Source organism: Pseudomonas sp. PvP100 (genome assembly GCF_017833055.1).
GTDB classification, from domain to species: Bacteria; Pseudomonadota; Gammaproteobacteria; order Pseudomonadales; family Pseudomonadaceae; genus Aquipseudomonas; species Aquipseudomonas syringae.
In genome coordinates this window covers 5,584,915-5,603,025 of record NZ_JAFIBO010000001.1, presented here as the reverse complement: position 1 = coordinate 5,603,025, position 18,111 = coordinate 5,584,915, and the positions used below count along the sequence as shown (strand labels likewise).

The window sequence follows — 18,111 nt, the reverse complement described above, 5'->3', positions numbered from 1 at the left end:
TCACGCGCCAGGTTGCGCAGGTTGCGCCGGTGCAACACCGGTGGCTGCCGGAGCCACCCGCTGCTGAGCCTGCTGCGCCTTGGCCTGTTGCTGTGCCAGCTCGGCAATGACCTGATCACGCGCGCCGTACAAAGTAATGGTGCCGGCATTCATGACCATGACCCGGTCAAGCCGCGACAGAATATTAGGGCGGTGAGAGACGATAAATACAGTGGCGCCTGACTCCTTGATCAGTTGCAGCGCCACGCTCAGAGCGCGCTCGCCGACTTCATCGAGATTGGAGTTGGGTTCATCCAGCACAATCAACCGCGGGCTGCCGTAGATAGCCCTGGCCAGACCGATGCGCTGTCGCTGTCCACCGGACAGATTGACGCCTTCACTGCCGATCACCGTGTCGTAGCCGTCGGGCAATTGCAGGATCATTTCGTGCACACCTGCGGTGCGCGCCGCCAGAACGACCTTCTCGGGATCGACTTTGGTAAACCGGGCGATGTTATCGCTGATGCTACCCTCGAACAGTTCGATGTCCTGAGGCAGATAGCCAAGGTGCGGGCCAAGCTTCTGTTTATCCCAGGCACTGATGTCGGCACCGTCCAGACGCACCGTACCGTGCTGCGCGGGCCAGATGCCCAACAGAGCTCTTACCAAGGTCGATTTGCCTGCCGCGCTTGGCCCGACAATGCCGACAATCGTGCCTGCGGGGGTTACAAAGCTGATGTTGCGAATGACAGGATTCTTGCCGCCAGGAGGTGTGACTACCAGGTTTTCGACCTGAATATGCCCTTCCGGATCAGGCAAGGCCATACGATCCGGTTCGTTATGCAGCTTTTCAAGCGTTTCGTTCAAACGGTTGTACTGCACGCGGGCAGCAACAAAACCTTTCCAACTGCCGATAATCTGATCGACCGGAGCCAGAGCTCGCCCCAAGAGCAGCGAACCAGCCATCATCAAACCGGGATTGATCTGGTGAGTAATCACTAGGTAAGCACCTAGTGCCAGCATGATCGACTGCGACCAGTTTCTGAACGTCCTGGATATCGAGCTGATGACGCCGCCCTTGTCGCTGGCATCAGACTGAAGGACCAGCACTCTGCGCTGGCGCTTTCCCCAGCGGGCCATCAACGTGTCGAGCATGCCCATCGACTCAATGACTTCGGCATTTCGCAGGTTCTTGGTAGTTTGCAGGTTGGCCGTGACGTTTTGCTGGTTAGCTTCTACAAGTGCTTTACCGGTGTAGCGCTGATTCAGGTAAGCCAGCACTACAAGCACTAGTGCAGAGCCTACGGTCATCCACCCAAACCAGGGATGAAACATGAACATAACGGCGGTGTAGATAGGCAGCCACGGCGCATCAAAAAAAGCGAAAAGGCCATTGCCGGTAAGGAACTGGCGAAGCGACGTCAGGTCATTGAGCGACTGAGCCGAAGCGTCCATACCACCACTGCTCAAAGCCCTTTTGAAGCTTGCACGATATACGTCGCGACTGAGGAGAACATCCAGTCGATTGCTGACGCGGACCATTATTCTGGAGCGTACCCACTCCAGAGAGCCCAGCGTCACCATCAAAATAGTCATGATCAGCGTTAGCATGATCAGAGTAGGGGCGCTGCTACTGGGCACCACCCTCCCGGAAACCTGGATCATGTAAAAAGTGGGGACCAGCATCAAGGCATTTACGAACAGACTGAAGAACCCGACTGAGATAAAGCTGCCTTTGCAAGCCTTGAGGGCTACCTGCAAATTATTTTCGTGTGAACGACTCATAGAATCCGTACTGATGAGAGATCGGTGAACGCGCGGCAGTGTAGCACCTGCTTTTAAAGCAACGCAGCATTAAGGCGCCGTCAAAATACGCAAAATGCAGCCAGACACAAGTGAAGGCTTTATGGGCGTCAAGATTAGACAGCCCCCCACGTGAAACCGGATATTTGCGCAAACTTTGAAATTTCGATTTTTTCAATCTTACAGCGCAAATAAAAGCGTGCAATGCAAAAACTGTCATATACGTATGAGTGCAGTAACGGGCTATGGATAAGACCCAAATAGAGTTTTTATGGGTGGAACGTCAGCATAGCAAGACGCTCAACCCTAAAAGCTTAAACGTTTCTCCTGCAGCGGATTGTAGGACGATTACAACTGTTGACCTCAAACCCAGCGTTCAGCGACGAACGGGCTTACGTCATCTTGGAAACATCTAGAATCACTACTAAAGAGCATAAGCAGAGACCTAAAAAACCTATGGCTTTCGGCCACCTACCGGCCCAGCAGCGCCGTTCTTGAGCGAAATATGAGTGTCAGAAATTTCCCACCTTAGCCGACGAAAAATCATCGGATTCAAATTGACTTTTCCTACCAAAGGACTACTCTCGCAATCTGGCTAGCACAGAGCTACCAACCATATGTTGCAGTACCCGAGCAGTGTGTTATCAGCCCTGTAACAGGACTAACGGTATAACCGCTCAGGATAAGAAGGAATCTTGTTGGGTGCAGTCTCCAGAACTTGATGGATTAAAGATCAGCTCTCGTGTGACGCTGCTCGAGCCAGGAATGTACATATTCCGTTATGCCTCGCAGCCGCCCGCAGACAAGCCTGTGTGCATCGCACTGCAGCAAGCCCCACTGGGTAAAGGTTCTATTGATTTCTTTCCAGCCGAAGGTGTCAGCAAGAACATGCTGACCCGGTTGGGCGATACCATCGTTGCTCGCGTCAAGGGCGGCATCACCACGGTTCTGATCACCGAATACCATATGTTCGACGCAGTCATCGACCCTATCGACTTGCGCATCGACCGAATCGACACCTCCACCGCCATCATGCGCAATTTCACGATCGCTGCGACTGCCGAACCGAGCGCGGCAATCTCGTCGACTCTCACGCCCGTTGCGCTGAAGCTGGTCGCGCATCTGCAAGGCGAAGGTGATGTGATGTCTACGGAAGGCTGGACCGGTGAACCTGACGGCACCCGGCGCCTTGAAGGGTTTTCCATCCTGTGGGACGACAAGCCGGCAGGCGTGGACCTGGTTTACACCTCCACTGTCGCCGGCTCCGGCCCTAGCCCTAATGTCGCTACGGGAGCCTTCACCGGTACCCGTGGCAAGTCTTTGCCTCTGGTTTCAGCAGGTTTCAGCCTGGTCGGACCCGATCGGCATTTTTACGAATTGTCTGGCCACCTTGTCTTTCGCGGCGCTGCGCCGCAGGTCATTGTCGCCAACCAGATGATGTACGGCCCCACCGGCACAGAGCCCCTGGTGGCGTTACACATTTGCATCGCACCCGCTACGAAGATGAACGCTGCCCGCTATAAGTCTCCGTGGGAAAACTCTGCATTGACGCAGAAAATTAGCAGCACAGGCCAGATGGCTTGAAGTAACAGGAATTTCCCATGCAATATGATGCCCCGGTAACAGCAACCGAGTTCAGCTCGTTCTTGACCGCTACCAGCCTGACCGACAGCACCACTGCCGCAATCAGCACTCTGCTGGCTCTGGACAGCGCTTCCACCGTAAACCTGGCTAGCTGGGATGGTGTAAATGCTCTTGAGATTCCTACTGGCCAAACCGGTACTACCGACGTGATCACTGGCACCATCGCGGGTGCGCCTGGCGATCTGGTCTCCCTGAACGTGACTCCCGATGTGGCTGCTGCCAAAGCAATCATTCTGGACAGCCAGGCCAACCTGCACGTCAACATCACTCCAACCGTTGCTACCGACGCCGCTGCCGATGTTTCCTCGCAGGCTCGCATCGCTGTTTCGGCTGATGCTTCTGCTATCACTCAGTTCGTGCTGACCACTGGTACGGGCGATGACCTGATCATCGTCAGTGGCGATCAGAACAACTTCATCGACGCTGGTGCTGGCAACGACACCATCATCACTGGCAACGGTAACAACACTGTTATCGCTGGTGCTGGCAACAACAACGTGATCACTGGTAGCGGCAACGACACCATTGTTCTGAGTGGCACCAACCATGCAGACGTTGTCAACGCTGGCGCAGGCTACGACGTTGTACAGCTGGACGGTTCGGTTGCTGACTACACCTTCGTTACTGGCAACAACTTCAACGTCAACCTGACCGGCGCGCAAACTGCAGCGATTACTGGCGCTGAGTTCCTGACCTTCGTAGGCACCGCTGGCACTGAAACGGTCGTATTGGCACAAAGCGAAGCTGAAGCTTCAGCCCTGCGTCTGTATGACGGGCTGCTCGGGCGCGATGCGGATCTGGGCGGCGCTCAGAACTTCGCTAACCAAGTCAATGCAGGAACTTCGTTGACCGATATAGCCAACGAGTTCTTGAATTCTGACGAGTTCGTCAACACCTCGACTTTGGCTCCTATCAACACGCTCTATAACGAGTTGCTGGGCCGTACTACTGGCGCAGATGGTGGTGGCTTGCAAACCTGGCAAACACTGTTGGCAAATGGCGGTACGCTTGGTGACGTAGCTGCAGGCATCGCTGGTTCTGCCGAAGCACAACGCTTTGACCAGTCAAACGCTGAGTTCGTCCAGGATCTTTACGCCGCCGCACTGGGTCGTAATGCTGATCAGGCTGGTCTGGATAACTGGGTGAATAACCTGTTCAACGGCTCTACTCGTGCAGACGTAGCCAAGGCGATCGTGAACTCCGATGAAGCTGCACTCAAGGCAGACAGCGATTTCATCGACAACCTGTACCTGACCGCCACCGGCCGTGCTTCTGATACTGCTGGCAAGGCAACCTTCACCGACATTCTGGCTAACGGCGGCACTCAAGCTGACGTCGCTATCGGCATCGTTGGTTCGGTAGAAGCAGTAGCACATAACGACAACGTTATCGTGCTGCACGGCGCGGTGTAACTAGCCCCGTCGTTGTAACAAATACGCCCGGCCGCAAGGCCGGATCGTATGCAAAAAGGGGCGACTTTCGGGTCGCCCCTCTTTTATTTTTAAAGTGAACACGCCAGCTTATGTCCAGACACCTCGACCGTGGGCGAGAAACGCTCATGGATATGTTTCATCGCCACCGCCAGGCCGATGAGCACGACCTTGCCACCGTGGCACTCGAGTGTGCGCTGCAGACCCCTGAATACCGTCCGGAAGCACTTATCTGGAAAGGTATCGAGGCCCTGCCGCAAGACCCAAAGCTTGCCTTTATTTATTTGCTCAACGCCGCGCACGCGTTTCCTTTGCGTGCGGACATTCACGCCCTCCTCGGGCGCAGCATCATTGCCCAGGGTCAGCCGTTACTGGCCAACCGTTACATGAGCAATGTCTGGCAAAAGCTGCCTGCCGACGCTTCGCTACGCATGATGCTTTGGCAGGCACGCAGCCTGTCGGAAACACCTGAAGACTTGCGCCGCATCATTCTCGCGCACCTTCCTGATATTACCGCTGCCAACGAACTCGCTCTGGTACTCAAACTGCTGGCTGCGCAGACCGGATTGCCAGGCACGCTGGGCGTGGTCCGTTACCTGCCTGATGTGCAGGAGATCCACGGCTGGGCCATCGACGTGCACAACGTGCAGACGCCTGTGTCGTTGCAACTGGAAGCCAACGGTCACTTGATCAGCATGGTTGCCAGCGCCCCGCACCCGTTACTGACAGCGGCAGGGTTGCCTGCGACTCACGGCGGTATTCGCATCAAGGTGCCCAACGCAACTCCTGCCGTGCATGTGCGCTTCGATAACGGCGCTGCACTGCTGGGCAGCCCGCTGTCAGCAATGCCGACTTTCATTGCTCCGCCTGCGGCGTTGAAGGTTGGCGACAAGCAGCCGGTGGATGTACTCATTCCTGTTTACGACGGTCTGGAAGAAACCCTAGAGTGCATCAACAGTGCACTGGAAGCGCGTAAACGCAATCGCACACCTCATCGCCTGGTGGTGATCGAAGACGCAACGCCGGTCCCCGCGCTGCGCAAAGCCCTCAAGGTTCTCGCGGGCAAAGGCAAGATTACTCTAGTGCAGAACCCCATTAACCTGGGCTTCATCCGCAGCATGAACCGCGCGATGGCTTTGAGCCCGAAGCAGGATGTGGTCTGGTTGAACGCCGACACCCGTGTGCAGGGTGACTGGCTGGACCGGCTGCGTACGACTGCCTATGCCGACGAAACCATCGCCTCGGTCACCCCGTTCACCAACAACGGTGAGTTGATGAGTTTTCCTGAAAGCCGTTTCAGCCATCCGATGCCCAGCGCAGCAGAACAGACCCGCCTGGACGATCTGGCGCGACTGACTGGCAGTCCGGCCATGGAGCTCGAAACCGGCTGCGGCTTTTGCCTGTACATCAAACGCAGCGCTCTGGACAGTGTGGGTTATCTGGATGAAGTCGAACTGCTGCGTGGCTATGGTGAGGAAACTGACTGGTGCCTGAGAGCGCGCGGCCTGGGTTGGCGTCATGTCGGCGCGCCCAATGTGTTCGTTGCGCATCAGGGCGGGATTTCGTTCGGCGCTGAAAAGGCGCTGCGCGTGGCGCACAATAACGCCATCCTCAAGCGTCGCTACCCGGACGCGTCATCGCGCTATGAAAACTTCTGCCTGCGCGATCCCATCAGGCCCGCGCGTCAGGCCCTGCAACGCGCGCGCCTTGCGCAACTGACCGAGCAGTTGTCGACACCGGCATTAAGGCAGCTGCATATCGCCAACAGTACAGCGTCGCAAGCGCCTTTAAGCCTCACGTGGCGCAATAAGGGCCAGCATGCCCAGGCAACGCTGCAGGCCAACGTGCTGCCGCTGGCATTCAGCCTTGATTACGAACTGCCTGCCGACATCGAGCAACTGCTGCAAGACCTGCGCAGTCTGCCATTGGACGAACTGATCTATCAGAACCTCGCCAATTGCCCTGAGGCACTCTGCGCACTGGCCGAGCAACTGAATAAACCTTACCGAATCGTTTGCCGCGATGACGCGTTGCTCACGCCAGACAGCCGCTTCGACTGGCCGCATTTCGCACGCAAGGCGCAGAGCATCGAGTTGCCGTGGCAGGCCCTGCGCGAGCGTTACGCCGCCGCTCTGCCCCAGGCCGATATTCTGATCCGGTCAGCCCCCCAAGCGCTGCCGAACAACGATTCCGTGCAAACCACCCTGCTGATTGCCGACCGCCTTTCAGACCCTGACATTGCCAAACAGTGGCTGGAACTGGGCAGGCGCATCACACACGAAAATCAATCTCTGGTACTGCTCGTTGCAGAGGACGGCCCATGGGTCGCCCCCCTGCTCGCCACTGGCGCAATTCATGCATTACCCATTGCGCAAGGCTTGAGCCAGGCCGACTGCATTCTGCTTGCCGGATGCACCGCCGCATTGAGCCTGGAGCGCAGCCCGGGTGCATACTGGCGCGCTGCGGATCTTGCCGTCGAACTGGGTCTGCCGCTGTACGCCATGCAAGGGCCGCTCGCCCATGAAGCCGGAGCATTACCGATCAACACACTGCTTACTTCATTGAGTCGGACATGATCTCAGAACACCCACAGGTTAACTCCGACCCGACCGCTCAGCCCTCCGGCAATACCCGCTTCAATGGTGCCATCACCGGCCTGTATGGCGATGTGCTGCAAGGCTGGGCGCTCGATACCCAGCACGTGGATGAACGCCTGGTTGTCGAGGTCTACGTCGACGGCGCCTGCGTTTCACTGGTGCGGGCCGACCAGTTTCATCCCCGTGCCGGTGCGGATGATCCATTCCATGGCTTCGGTGTACAGCTACGCCAAGGCTGGCTGGATAATGCAAAGCACATCAGCGCCCGGGTGGCCAACAGTGACTGCTGGCTTGCGGGCGACCTGCAATTACCGACCACGCCCAGCGCAGAGCCGGCGCCCATCGCGTCTCAGGTCTGGCACAGCGGTGGCCTGCGGCTCGGCGGCTGGTCTTGGGACCCGGCTGCACCGCAGCGGCATGTGCAAATCACTGTGCGTGAAGGCAGCCGGGTACTGGGCCAGGCTACGTGCAATGTTCATCACCAGGCGCTGGTCTATCGCGCCACCAGCGATCACGGCTTCAGTTTTGATCTGCCCTGGGAACTGGCCGATGGCAAGCCACATACGCTGGACATCGAAAATGACCTCGGCCATACGCTTTCCGGCAGCCCGATAACCCTGTGCTGCTGGCACGACGGGCTGGAAGGTCTGCTCAAGCAGCATGAGCGCGCGCCCTCCGAGCAAAATCTGACATTGCTGACCCGGATTGCAGCGGACCAGGCAATGCGCCTGCCGAAAAGCGCAGGCTTTCATCATTACCCCGAGTGGTTTGAACGCTTCCGTCCTGCTGCGCCAAAAGACGATCAACTGCAGCACTGCAGGATCGGTGTGCTGTTAATCAGTGACGGCGACAGCACGCTCGAAGCCACTAGCCTGGCGAGCCTGAATGCCCAGCGAACAGCGCCTGATCAGTCAGTCAAAGCAGGCGCCGCTGACCTGCTGCCCGCACTCAAGCAGTTACTTGAAGCCGGCTGCGATGCAGTGGTCCCGCTGATGGCCGGCGATCATCTGGGAATGCACGCATTGGAACACCTGAGTACCCTGCTCGAAGATGGCTGCGCGTGGGGTTATGCAGATTGTGATCGCGATGGTCCGCAAGGCGAGCGCCGCCTGCCGTGGTTGAAACCGGTATGGGACATCGACCTGTTTATGGGGGCCGATATCTTCACCCCCGGGGCGATCTTCAGTGCTGCAATCATCGACAAGGCCCTGGCCCTGATACCCGCCACTGATGGCCCGCGAACTTTTGATTGGCACCAGTTGAGCGCGGCCATCGCCTTGGCCACCGAGACCAGCCAGGCCGTCGTCGCGCATTTGCCGCACGTGCTTTATCACCGCAGCCATTTAGCAGCCGCCAGCCCGGAGCAAGCCGAACCTTCTGCGCAACGCCTGCAAGCGATTGCCTGGCTGAGCGAAAGCCTCGCACCAGGTGCCAGCGTCACGCAGTTGCCGGAATTCCCGGCGCTGTTGCGTACGCAGTGGCCCTTGCCGGCTACCCTGCCCCGCGTCAGCCTGATCGTTCCAACCCGCGACCAACTCGGGTTGCTGCGCACCTGTATCGAAGGCCTGCTGACCGCGACTGATTATCCTGACGTGGAAATCATCGTTGTCGATAACCAGTCCACTGACCCGCAAACCCTGGTTTACCTGCAACAGTTGTCTGGGCGCGGTGTGAAGGTTCTGCCCTACCCTCACCCTTTCAATTATTCGGCCATCAACAATTACGCCGCCACCCACGCCTCCGGTGAACTGATCGGGCTGGTCAACAACGACATCGAAATCATAGCGGCCGACTGGTTAAAGGAAATGGTCAGCCAACTGCTGCGCCCGAACGTCGGCGCAGTGGGAGCCAAACTGCTGTGGCCCAACCGCATGGTGCAGCACGGCGGCGTGGTGGTCGGTGTCAATGGACTGGCCGCGCACACTGGCAACCACCTGGAACAACGCGACCCCGGCTACCTAGGCATGAATCAGATCACCAGACGCCAAAGCGCAGTTACGGCGGCATGCCTGCTGCTGCGCAAATCGGTCTTCGGTACGCTGCAAGGCCTGGATGAACAGGCTTTCCCGGTGGCCTTCAATGACGTGGATCTGTGCCTGCGTATTCGACAACAGGGCTTGAACATCATATGGACGCCATTCGCCGAACTCATCCACGCCGAATCGGCCAGCCGCGGCAAAGACCAGACTCCAGAAAAGCGAGCCCGTGGTCAACGCGAACAACAAGGCTTTATCGAACGCTGGTCCCAATCAGGCCAAAGCGACCCGCACTATCATCCGGCGCTGAGTCTGGATTATTTGAGTGGGCCTTATGGGGGGTTGGCGATGCCGCCAAGGAGTGAAACGCCTCGAAATCACATGGAGAGAGTACATAGCCATTATCAGGAATACCCTGATGGTACGCCTGCATTCAAGGAAAAGCTTTGATGAAAATTGCTGTTGTCGGTACAGGTTACGTGGGCTTATCCAACGCTGTACTTTTGGCTCAGCACAACAAGGTTGTTGCGCTGGATATACTTCCAGAAAAAGTTGAACGCATCAACCAGGGACTGGCCACCATTATCGACCCGGAAATAGAGAATTTTCTCAAAACGAAAAAACTCAACCTGTTGGCCACCACGTCTAAATACGAAGCGTACGACGGTGCCGAGTTCGTAGTCATTGCAACGCCTACTGACTACGACTCAGAAACGAACTGCTTTAATACATTATCAGTTGAATCTGTCATTCAAGACATTCTGGAAATACAACCCGCTGCCACGATCGTTATTCGCTCGACGGTTCCGGTGGGTTTCACCAAAACAATGCGCGAAAGATTCAAGTGCAAAAACCTGATTTTCGCTCCTGAGTTTTTGCGAGAGGGACGTGCACTTCATGATAACTTGCACCCTTCACGTATTGTGGTAGGCGACACCTCGGCCGTCGGGCAGGCATTCGCAGATCTGCTAGTCCAAGGCGCATCGAAAGAAAAAATAAAAGTTTTATTGACAGACTCTACAGAGGCAGAAGCAATAAAACTATTTTCAAACACTTATCTTGCGATGCGTGTTGCGTACTTCAACGAGCTCGATACTTACGCAGAGCATCTCGGACTAGACGCCCGACAGATAATCGATGGGGTCAGCCTGGACCCACGCATAGGCAACCACTACAACAATCCGTCCTTTGGCTACGGCGGCTATTGTTTACCTAAAGATACAAAGCAGTTGTTGGCAAACTACTCCAACGTACCAAACGATATCATCCGCGCCATCGTTGATTCCAATACGACACGCAAGAACTTTATCGCCGAATCCATACTAAAGAAAAACCCGACTACCGTCGGAATCTACAGACTCATTATGAAGTCTGGATCCGACAATTACCGTGCCTCTTCGATTCAGGGCATTATGAAACGACTACAAGCTCAGGGCATTGAAGTCATCCTGTACGAACCCGTACTAAAAGAAGACGTGTTTTTTGAAGCACGTGTCATGAAGAACCTTGAAGAGTTTAAAGAAAAATCTGACCTGGTCGTCGCGAATAGAATCACCGAAGAAATAATGAACGTGCGTGACAAGGTGTACACCCGCGATTTGTACGGCGAAGATTAGAATATGGCTTTTTATGGGTGCGTTCGCAGCGGATGACCGGCATCTTGGACCGGATGCCCTGCGCTGACAACACCATTAAATTTAAAGACACAAGGTTGATACAATGAGAAGTTCTTATCAAGCGCTCTACGATTTCGGATACAGTTTTTTATCACCTGTGCTCAATCATTACGTTCGCCAGTTAGAAAAATACGCAACGACCCATCGCCCTGTTTGTCTGGCACGGGAAGGCTGGATTTTCTTCAAACTGCTCAATCAATTAGAATCAAAGGGACTGATCCAGCTCCCTCATAAACCGGTCTATTTAAAAGTATCCCGAACACTGCTCTTCCGAAGCAATCTAGGGGACCCAGATACCTGGGACATGGCATTGCAAAGTAAATTCAAAGGGTCTGTCCTAGACCTACTGAAGAATCGCTTTGGATTACAGTTGCACGAAGCATTCGGTTTGCTTCCACAGATGCTTTTGGATTTCAATCTGACACTGCCTGATGACAAGGCAAAAGTTATCCAATGGCTGACACCTCATAAAACCAGACTTCAGGAGTATGTGTCCCCTACTCGCACCGCCCTGAAACACTACTTTAAGCAGGAGCAGCTATTGGACGATGGTCCTACTGCGGTCATGCTTGATCTGGGCTACGCGGGGACTATTCAAAAGCTGATTACGAAAATCATAGATCGAGATACCTTAGGGCTTTACTTCATTGCCAGTGCAGCAGGCGATACTGTGATCTCAAAAAAGACCGCTCGAATGAGGGGCGTCTTTAAGGAGAACGTAGACTGGTCACAGGGCTATTTAATGCTGGAAAGATCTCTTCTACTGGAAAGTTTAATGACGGCACCTCATGGACAGGTGGTTGATATTAGGTTGCGTACAGACAATCAACTCGACTTTTTTTATGGCCGTGCAGCGGCCCCTCAGCGTTACTATCAGGACCTTGAGACAGTGATGCAAGGTGCTATTGATGGCGTTGAGGAGTCCTTTCGTAACGGTATCGAATATAGCGTGGAGGAAGTAGAAGCGATCTATGCAGGCTTCGCTCTTTCACCCAGTGCCATACCCAGTGCAGCATTCCACCTTTTTAGTATTGATGATGACTTCTCAGGAAATGGGGTTATCAATCCGACACAATTATTTGGATTGTGAATTCAGGCCCCACGACCAAAAACTCATTTGACGAGAAGTAAACATGAACACAAATCAAACCACTGCAAACAAGAAATTACAGGCTGCCATTCAACTTATTGAGAACAGTGGATCCTTCGACAAGAAATATTATACCTACCAGCTTAAAAACGCCGGAAAAAAAACAAAGAATCCTATTGAACACTATCTCTTGGAAGGCTGTAAAACCGGCTTGGAGCCGCACCCTTGCTTCGTGACCAATTTCTATTTTGAAAACAACAAAGATGTTCAAGAAGTCAACGCTCACCCCTTTATACACTTCGTCATGTATGGGTATAAGGAAAACAGGTTCACTCGAGAAGGTTTTTCGCTTAGTCACTACAGAGAGCAACACGCTGAAATTGAAAAAACCGGTATCAACCCATTTAAACACTTTACCAAAAAATATGGCCAGCACGAGCCGGCTTCAAACGTCGTAGCGCCGCCGCCAGTAATCAAGTCTCAACATTTGAGCGAGTCGGATATCAGGACACTCTCTGAGCAGGCCATCCAACTGGGTCTATTTGACAGCCAATGGTACAGCGAAACCTATGGAAAACAGTTCAATAACAGCGAGGATGCTTTTGCGGACTACCTTGACAAGTCTCGGTTTTCCCCTGTAAATCCGTCAAACTATTTTGATACCGAAACTTACCACCGCATGAACACCGACGTTTATCATGCGCAGATCAGCCCTTTATATCACTATCTTATTTCGGGTCGTCAAGAGGGCAGAACCTACCACGCCAATATCAAAAAATGGCAGCCCAACAGTATTCTGGACGTTCAGGCCACTCTAAAGCCAGAAGCAACTCGCCTCAATGTAGCGGTTTGTCTACACATATTCTATGAAGATTACATAGAGAAATTCTCACATGCACTGGCAAATTTCCCAACACAGGTTGATGTATTCATTACTTTGGCTGACGCAAAACACCAGAAAAAAACAATCGCTGTTTTTAGCAAGCACCCTCGTGTAAAAAACCTGAAAGTTCGTTGCGTCCCTAACCGCGGCAGAAATTTTGGCCCCTTGCTGGTTGAGTTTTCCAAAGATTTGATGGCCTATGATCTTTTTTGCCATTTACATTCCAAAAAATCTTTGTACTCCGGTAGGGAGCAGACCCAGTGGGCAGATTACCTGACCGAGTACCTGCTACGCGACGCTAACATTATCACACGGTTGTTAAATGCTTTTGCCGATCACAAAGACTTGGGACTCTATTACCCTACGACTTTTTGGATGATGCCGTCTTGGGTTAATCATGTCACCATGAATAAAAGCTTTATGGCTGCTTGGCATAATGAGTGGCAAATAGACCCCTGTGACGGTTTTTTAAGCTACCCGGCCGGCGGAATGTTCTGGGCTCGCCCTGAAGCGCTCAAAGACATGCTGGAGAAAGAATATGACTATGATTTCTTCCCGCAGGAACCTCTGCCAAATGATGGGTCAATGCTTCATGCGTTAGAACGGGTTATCGGATTGCTTGCTGAAAAAAATGGTTATAAGCAATTCTTCTATTTCCCTACGTCAGGGCAGTTCACCGTTGACCAGAGTTATACGACTCACAGTTATTGTCAGCGTATGGACGAGGTAAGAAATCAGCTGAGACATTTTTCAACCATCAGCTTCGACGTTTTCGACACGTTGGTACGTCGCCAATATACGGTTGCAGATTATGCCAAACTTCTACTTGGCCAGGAGCTTGAGGCAGGAGGTCTTATTGCGTCCGCACACGGGTTCGTAAACCTCCGTAACGAAGCAGAGTACGAACTTCGCAAGCGCTCAAACTTTCAAGGAGATGTTCGTTTAAGTGATATTTATTCGAATATCGGCATGACGTTAAAAATTACCGACGACGAAGCTCAAGGCCTGATGCGTCGCGAATTCGAAACAGACCTGAGCATGATTCTCGCCAAAGATGAAATGGTTGATCTGTTCAATGAACTAGGCAGTCACGGTCATGTGCTATGGGTAATCTCTGATACCTACTACAGTCGAGATCAAGTAGGGCTCATGCTTCGCAAGGCTGGAGTGACAGGCGCCTATCGTCTGCTAGTCTCTAGCGAAGAGCAGAAGCGTAAGGACAATGGCACGATGTGGCACATGGTAAAAAATGATCTTCAGCACCACGGAGTGACCACCCATATCCACATCGGAGACAACGTAGTCGCCGATTGCCAGATACCTGGCGATTTTGGCTTGACCACCATGCACATTCTGCACCCGACTGACAAATGGCAGGCCTTGGGCTTTCCGAAACTCAAAGAAAACTCATCTACACTCAACGAGTACGAAATACAAAAATGGGGGAGGCTCGTCAGCACCGTCGGCCGCTTACCGTTTATATGAAGACCTCATGCTTGAAACATCAAAATATCAATTAAAGAATTCAAAGATTGGAACCGAGGACAACGATAATGCAACCCAAAATAAAATTGGCTGCTATTGCGAAAAATGAAGGAGCCTATATCCCACAGTGGATTTTTCACCACTTGAAAGTTGGTTTCGATCAAATAGAGATATGGATAAATGGGACCACTGATAACTCTTTGAGGATAATAGAAGAGATCAGCGCTCACAATCCTGGCAAGCTAGTCGTAAGAAATGCTGACAGCTTGCTGGAAGAATGCAAAACCCGCAGCGTCAATTTTCAAATTGAAACGTATGCAAAAATTTTTGCTGAAACCAAAACGTCAGGCGAGTTTACTCACATTTTCTTTCTGGACCTTGATGAATACTGGATCTCCCTAGACCCCAGCATATCGATAAAGGATTTTATCACCCGCCAGAAAAATTTCGATACGGTTTCTTTCCAGTGGCTTATCGACATCCCGAACTACGAAAGAGATATCTTTACACCCATCTTGTCGGAAGAGAATATTTTACAAAAAGACCGCCACGTTAAAACATTGATTGCATTTTCCGACAAGAAAACCAAAATCCTCATCCATAACAGCATTGTGGATGGCGGTATCACTCTTTTGGGAAATGGTGACGAACTCGTTGAAACGCACCCAGAGCAGGAACACAAGCAGAAGGTGTCCAATGAGTACTTCAATGAAACCAAAAAGAACATCGAGCCCTTCTTCATACTGCATTTAGTCTATAAGTCACAAGCAGAGTATGTCGCGTCTCTGATGCGTGGTCGAGTGCATGTAAACGATACTAATATCTTCAAACTCAATCGTTTTGGCTACTCCCCATACGTCAATGACGATCAGCTTTTAATCCACTTTCCCGCGTCCCATATTCAAGACTATAACAAGGAATACGAGGACTTCCTAAGCGGCAACAATTTACGCGCCCTACTCAAGGACGCGCAGCGTTTTGTATATGAGAAATGCAACAGGGTACTCGACTTGCTGGATCAGGACCCGTCACTGCTAGGGACCCACGATCAACAGCTGCGGGGCGTGCAGCTTCAGAAGCTTGAAGACACTCGCTTAAAGTCTGAATCTCCTTACTACCACATTGATGTTATAAAGCTTTTTACGGACGTTTTGGATGTACGCGGTTGGATTCATGATCCTCTTTCAAGTGACAGGATTCAGATCGAGGTAATCACCCATCCCTCCAATAAAGTTTCCGTAGAAATGGTAGAGCGCCCGGACGTCTTGAATGTTCATCCTGACGCCCACCTTGACTGTGGATTTAAAATATCTATAACACTTGACAGCTCGGAGCTCGGCACGCTTAACCTTACTGAACTTCCCTTCAAGATCCACGCTAAAAATCGCCATTTTAGCTGTGAGTTAAAAACAGGAAAAACTATCACTGTGGTTCATCCAGAGTGATCCACCTGTCTATAAGAAATCTGATCTGGAACCACATTCAAGCGTGTGGTTTCAGTTTTCACTGTATTAGAACTGCTCAACCCAGAGACTCCCAATGATCCTAGTCACAGGCGGAGCCGGCTTCATCGGCTCGAATTTCGTTCTGCAGTGGTGCGCTCGTAATGGCGAGCCGGTATTGAACCTCGATGCGCTGACCTACGCTGGCAATCTGGCCAACCTGCAGTCGCTGGAAGGCAACGAGCAGCATCGTTTCGTTCACGGCAATATCGGTGATGCGGCATTGCTGGAGCGGCTGTTTGCCGAACATCGTCCGCGGGCGGTGGTGCATTTCGCTGCAGAATCGCATGTGGATCGTTCGATTACCGGTCCCGAGGCATTCGTCGAGACCAACGTGATGGGTACGTTCCGTTTGCTTGAAGCGGCTCGTGCGTACTGGAACGGTCTGGAGGCGGTCGACAAGGCTGCGTTCCGTTTCCTGCACGTGTCTACAGACGAGGTCTATGGCACGCTGGGCGCGAACGATCCGGCTTTTACCGAGACCACGCCGTATCAGCCGAATAGCCCCTATTCGGCCAGCAAGGCTGCCAGTGATCACCTGGTGCGCTCCTACCATCACACCTACGGCATGCCGGTACTGACTACCAACTGTTCGAACAACTACGGGCCTTTCCACTTTCCGGAAAAGCTGATCCCGCTGATGATCGTCAACGCATTGGCCGGCAAGGCGCTGCCGGTCTACGGTGATGGTCAGCAGATCCGCGACTGGTTGTATGTCGAAGATCACTGCTCCGGTATTCGCCGGGTTCTGGAGGCCGGTGCGCTGGGCGAGACTTACAACATTGGCGGCTGGAACGAGAAGGCCAATATCGATATTGTCCAGACTCTGTGTGCCCTGCTCGATGAACTGGCTCCGGCCGCTGCGCGTCAGGTCATCAATCAGAAGACCGGTCAGCCGGTCAGCGCTTACGCAGAGCTGATCACTTATGTGACCGATCGCCCGGGCCATGACCGCCGCTACGCGATTGATGCGCGCAAGATTGAACGCGAACTGGGCTGGAAGCCTGCGGAAACGTTTGAGACCGGTATTCGCAAGACGGTGGAATGGTATCTGACCAATCAGAAATGGGTGAGTGGTGTCATGGACGGAAGTTACCGTGACTGGATCGTGCAACAGTATGAGGTCAGCGACGCATGAAGATTCTGCTGCTGGGCAAGAATGGGCAGGTTGGTTGGGAACTGCAGCGCGCTCTGGCACCGCTGGGCGAGGTGATTGCGCTGGATCGTCAGGGTGCCGATGGACTGTGCGGTGATCTGGCCGATCTGGTACGCCTGGCCGCCACGGTTCGTGCGCTGGCGCCTGATGTGATCGTCAATGCAGCGGCCTATACGGCCGTGGACAAGGCCGAGAGCGAGCCGGACCTGGCGATGTTGATCAACGGCGAAGCTCCGGGCGTGTTGGCTAAAGAGGCTGCCGCTCTGGGCGCATGGCTGATTCACTACTCGACTGATTATGTGTTTGATGGCAGCGGCGAACAGCAATGGCAGGAAAGCGCGCCAACCGGCCCATTGTCGGTCTACGGCCGCAGCAAGCTGATGGGCGAGCAGGCGATTCATGCCAGTGGTGCCAAGGCGTTAATACTGCGCACCAGTTGGGTGTATGCGGCGCGCGGCCACAACTTTGCCAAGACCATGCTGCGCCTGGCCACCGAACGTGACTCGTTGAACGTGGTAGCGGACCAGTACGGCGCCCCCACCGGCGCTGAACTGATCGCCGATGTCACTGCGCAGATTCTGCATCGAGTGCGCGCTGATCAGAACCCGGCAGCGTTGGCAGGTATCTATCACCTGGCTGCTGCCGGTGAGACGTCATGGCACGGCTTTGCACAGTTCGTTCTGGAACACGCCGCACGTAATGGCGTGGCATTAAAGGTAGCGCCCGACCAGATCGGCGCCATCCCCACAGAAGCGTATCCAGTGCCTGCACCGCGCCCGCGCAATTCGCGGCTGGCTTTGAGTAAACTCGAAACTGCTTTTCAATTGAAGATGCCGTCTTGGCAACAAGGCGCACAACGTATGCTGGACGAAATCCAGCGCTAAGGACTC

11 protein-coding genes are annotated in these 18,111 nt (G+C 53.4%); 10 read left to right on the top strand and 1 reads right to left on the bottom strand.

Annotated elements, in window-relative coordinates:
- On the bottom strand, positions 1-1,764 hold the full coding sequence (locus JOE39_RS24250; protein WP_010424837.1) for a type I secretion system permease/ATPase: 1,764 nt from the start codon (positions 1,762-1,764) through the stop codon (positions 1-3).
- 783 nt (positions 1,765-2,547) lie between these two features.
- On the opposite strand from JOE39_RS24250, the gene JOE39_RS24245 reads away from it, so the two are divergent.
- The 10 genes from JOE39_RS24245 to rfbD all read left to right on the top strand — a co-directional run bounded on the left by JOE39_RS24245 (position 2,548) and on the right by rfbD (position 18,105).
- Positions 2,548-3,366, top strand: coding sequence for a hypothetical protein (locus JOE39_RS24245; RefSeq protein ID WP_010424838.1), 819 nt, complete (start codon positions 2,548-2,550; stop codon positions 3,364-3,366).
- A 17-nt stretch (positions 3,367-3,383) separates the two neighbouring features.
- Positions 3,384-4,838, top strand: coding sequence for a DUF4214 domain-containing protein (locus JOE39_RS24240; RefSeq protein ID WP_010424840.1), 1,455 nt, complete (start codon positions 3,384-3,386; stop codon positions 4,836-4,838).
- Positions 4,839-4,984: 146 nt separating this feature from the next.
- Positions 4,985-7,432, top strand: coding sequence for a glycosyltransferase family 2 protein (locus tag JOE39_RS24235; protein ID WP_210078181.1), 2,448 nt, complete (start codon positions 4,985-4,987; stop codon positions 7,430-7,432).
- Complete coding sequence (locus JOE39_RS24230; RefSeq protein ID WP_210078183.1) at positions 7,429-9,879, top strand: glycosyltransferase family 2 protein; 2,451 nt, start codon at positions 7,429-7,431, stop codon at positions 9,877-9,879. Before JOE39_RS24235 ends, JOE39_RS24230 begins: the two co-directional genes overlap by 4 nt.
- A complete protein-coding gene (locus tag JOE39_RS24225; RefSeq protein ID WP_210078185.1) occupies positions 9,879-11,045 on the top strand; it encodes a nucleotide sugar dehydrogenase in 1,167 nt (388 codons plus the stop codon). The genes JOE39_RS24230 and JOE39_RS24225 overlap by 1 nt, the downstream gene beginning before the upstream one ends.
- A gap of 103 nt (positions 11,046-11,148) precedes the next feature.
- A complete protein-coding gene (locus tag JOE39_RS24220) occupies positions 11,149-12,195 on the top strand; it encodes an HAD family hydrolase (protein WP_065088344.1) in 1,047 nt (348 codons plus the stop codon).
- Positions 12,196-12,238: 43 nt separating this feature from the next.
- Positions 12,239-14,563, top strand: a complete 2,325-nt coding sequence (locus tag JOE39_RS24215) for a rhamnan synthesis F family protein (protein WP_210078187.1) — start codon at positions 12,239-12,241, stop codon at positions 14,561-14,563.
- Positions 14,564-14,631: 68 nt separating this feature from the next.
- Positions 14,632-16,008 carry a glycosyltransferase family 2 protein gene (locus tag JOE39_RS24210; protein ID WP_210078188.1) on the top strand — a complete coding sequence of 459 codons (1,377 nt, stop codon included), beginning with the start codon at positions 14,632-14,634 and terminating at the stop codon, positions 16,006-16,008.
- 94 nt (positions 16,009-16,102) lie between these two features.
- Positions 16,103-17,203 (top strand): dTDP-glucose 4,6-dehydratase, encoded by a 1,101-nt coding sequence (gene rfbB / locus JOE39_RS24205; RefSeq protein ID WP_210078189.1) that lies wholly within the window; start codon positions 16,103-16,105, stop codon positions 17,201-17,203.
- Complete coding sequence (rfbD, locus tag JOE39_RS24200) at positions 17,200-18,105, top strand: dTDP-4-dehydrorhamnose reductase (RefSeq protein WP_210078190.1); 906 nt, start codon at positions 17,200-17,202, stop codon at positions 18,103-18,105. The genes rfbB and rfbD overlap by 4 nt, the downstream gene beginning before the upstream one ends.
- Positions 18,106-18,111: the final 6 nt, after the last annotated feature.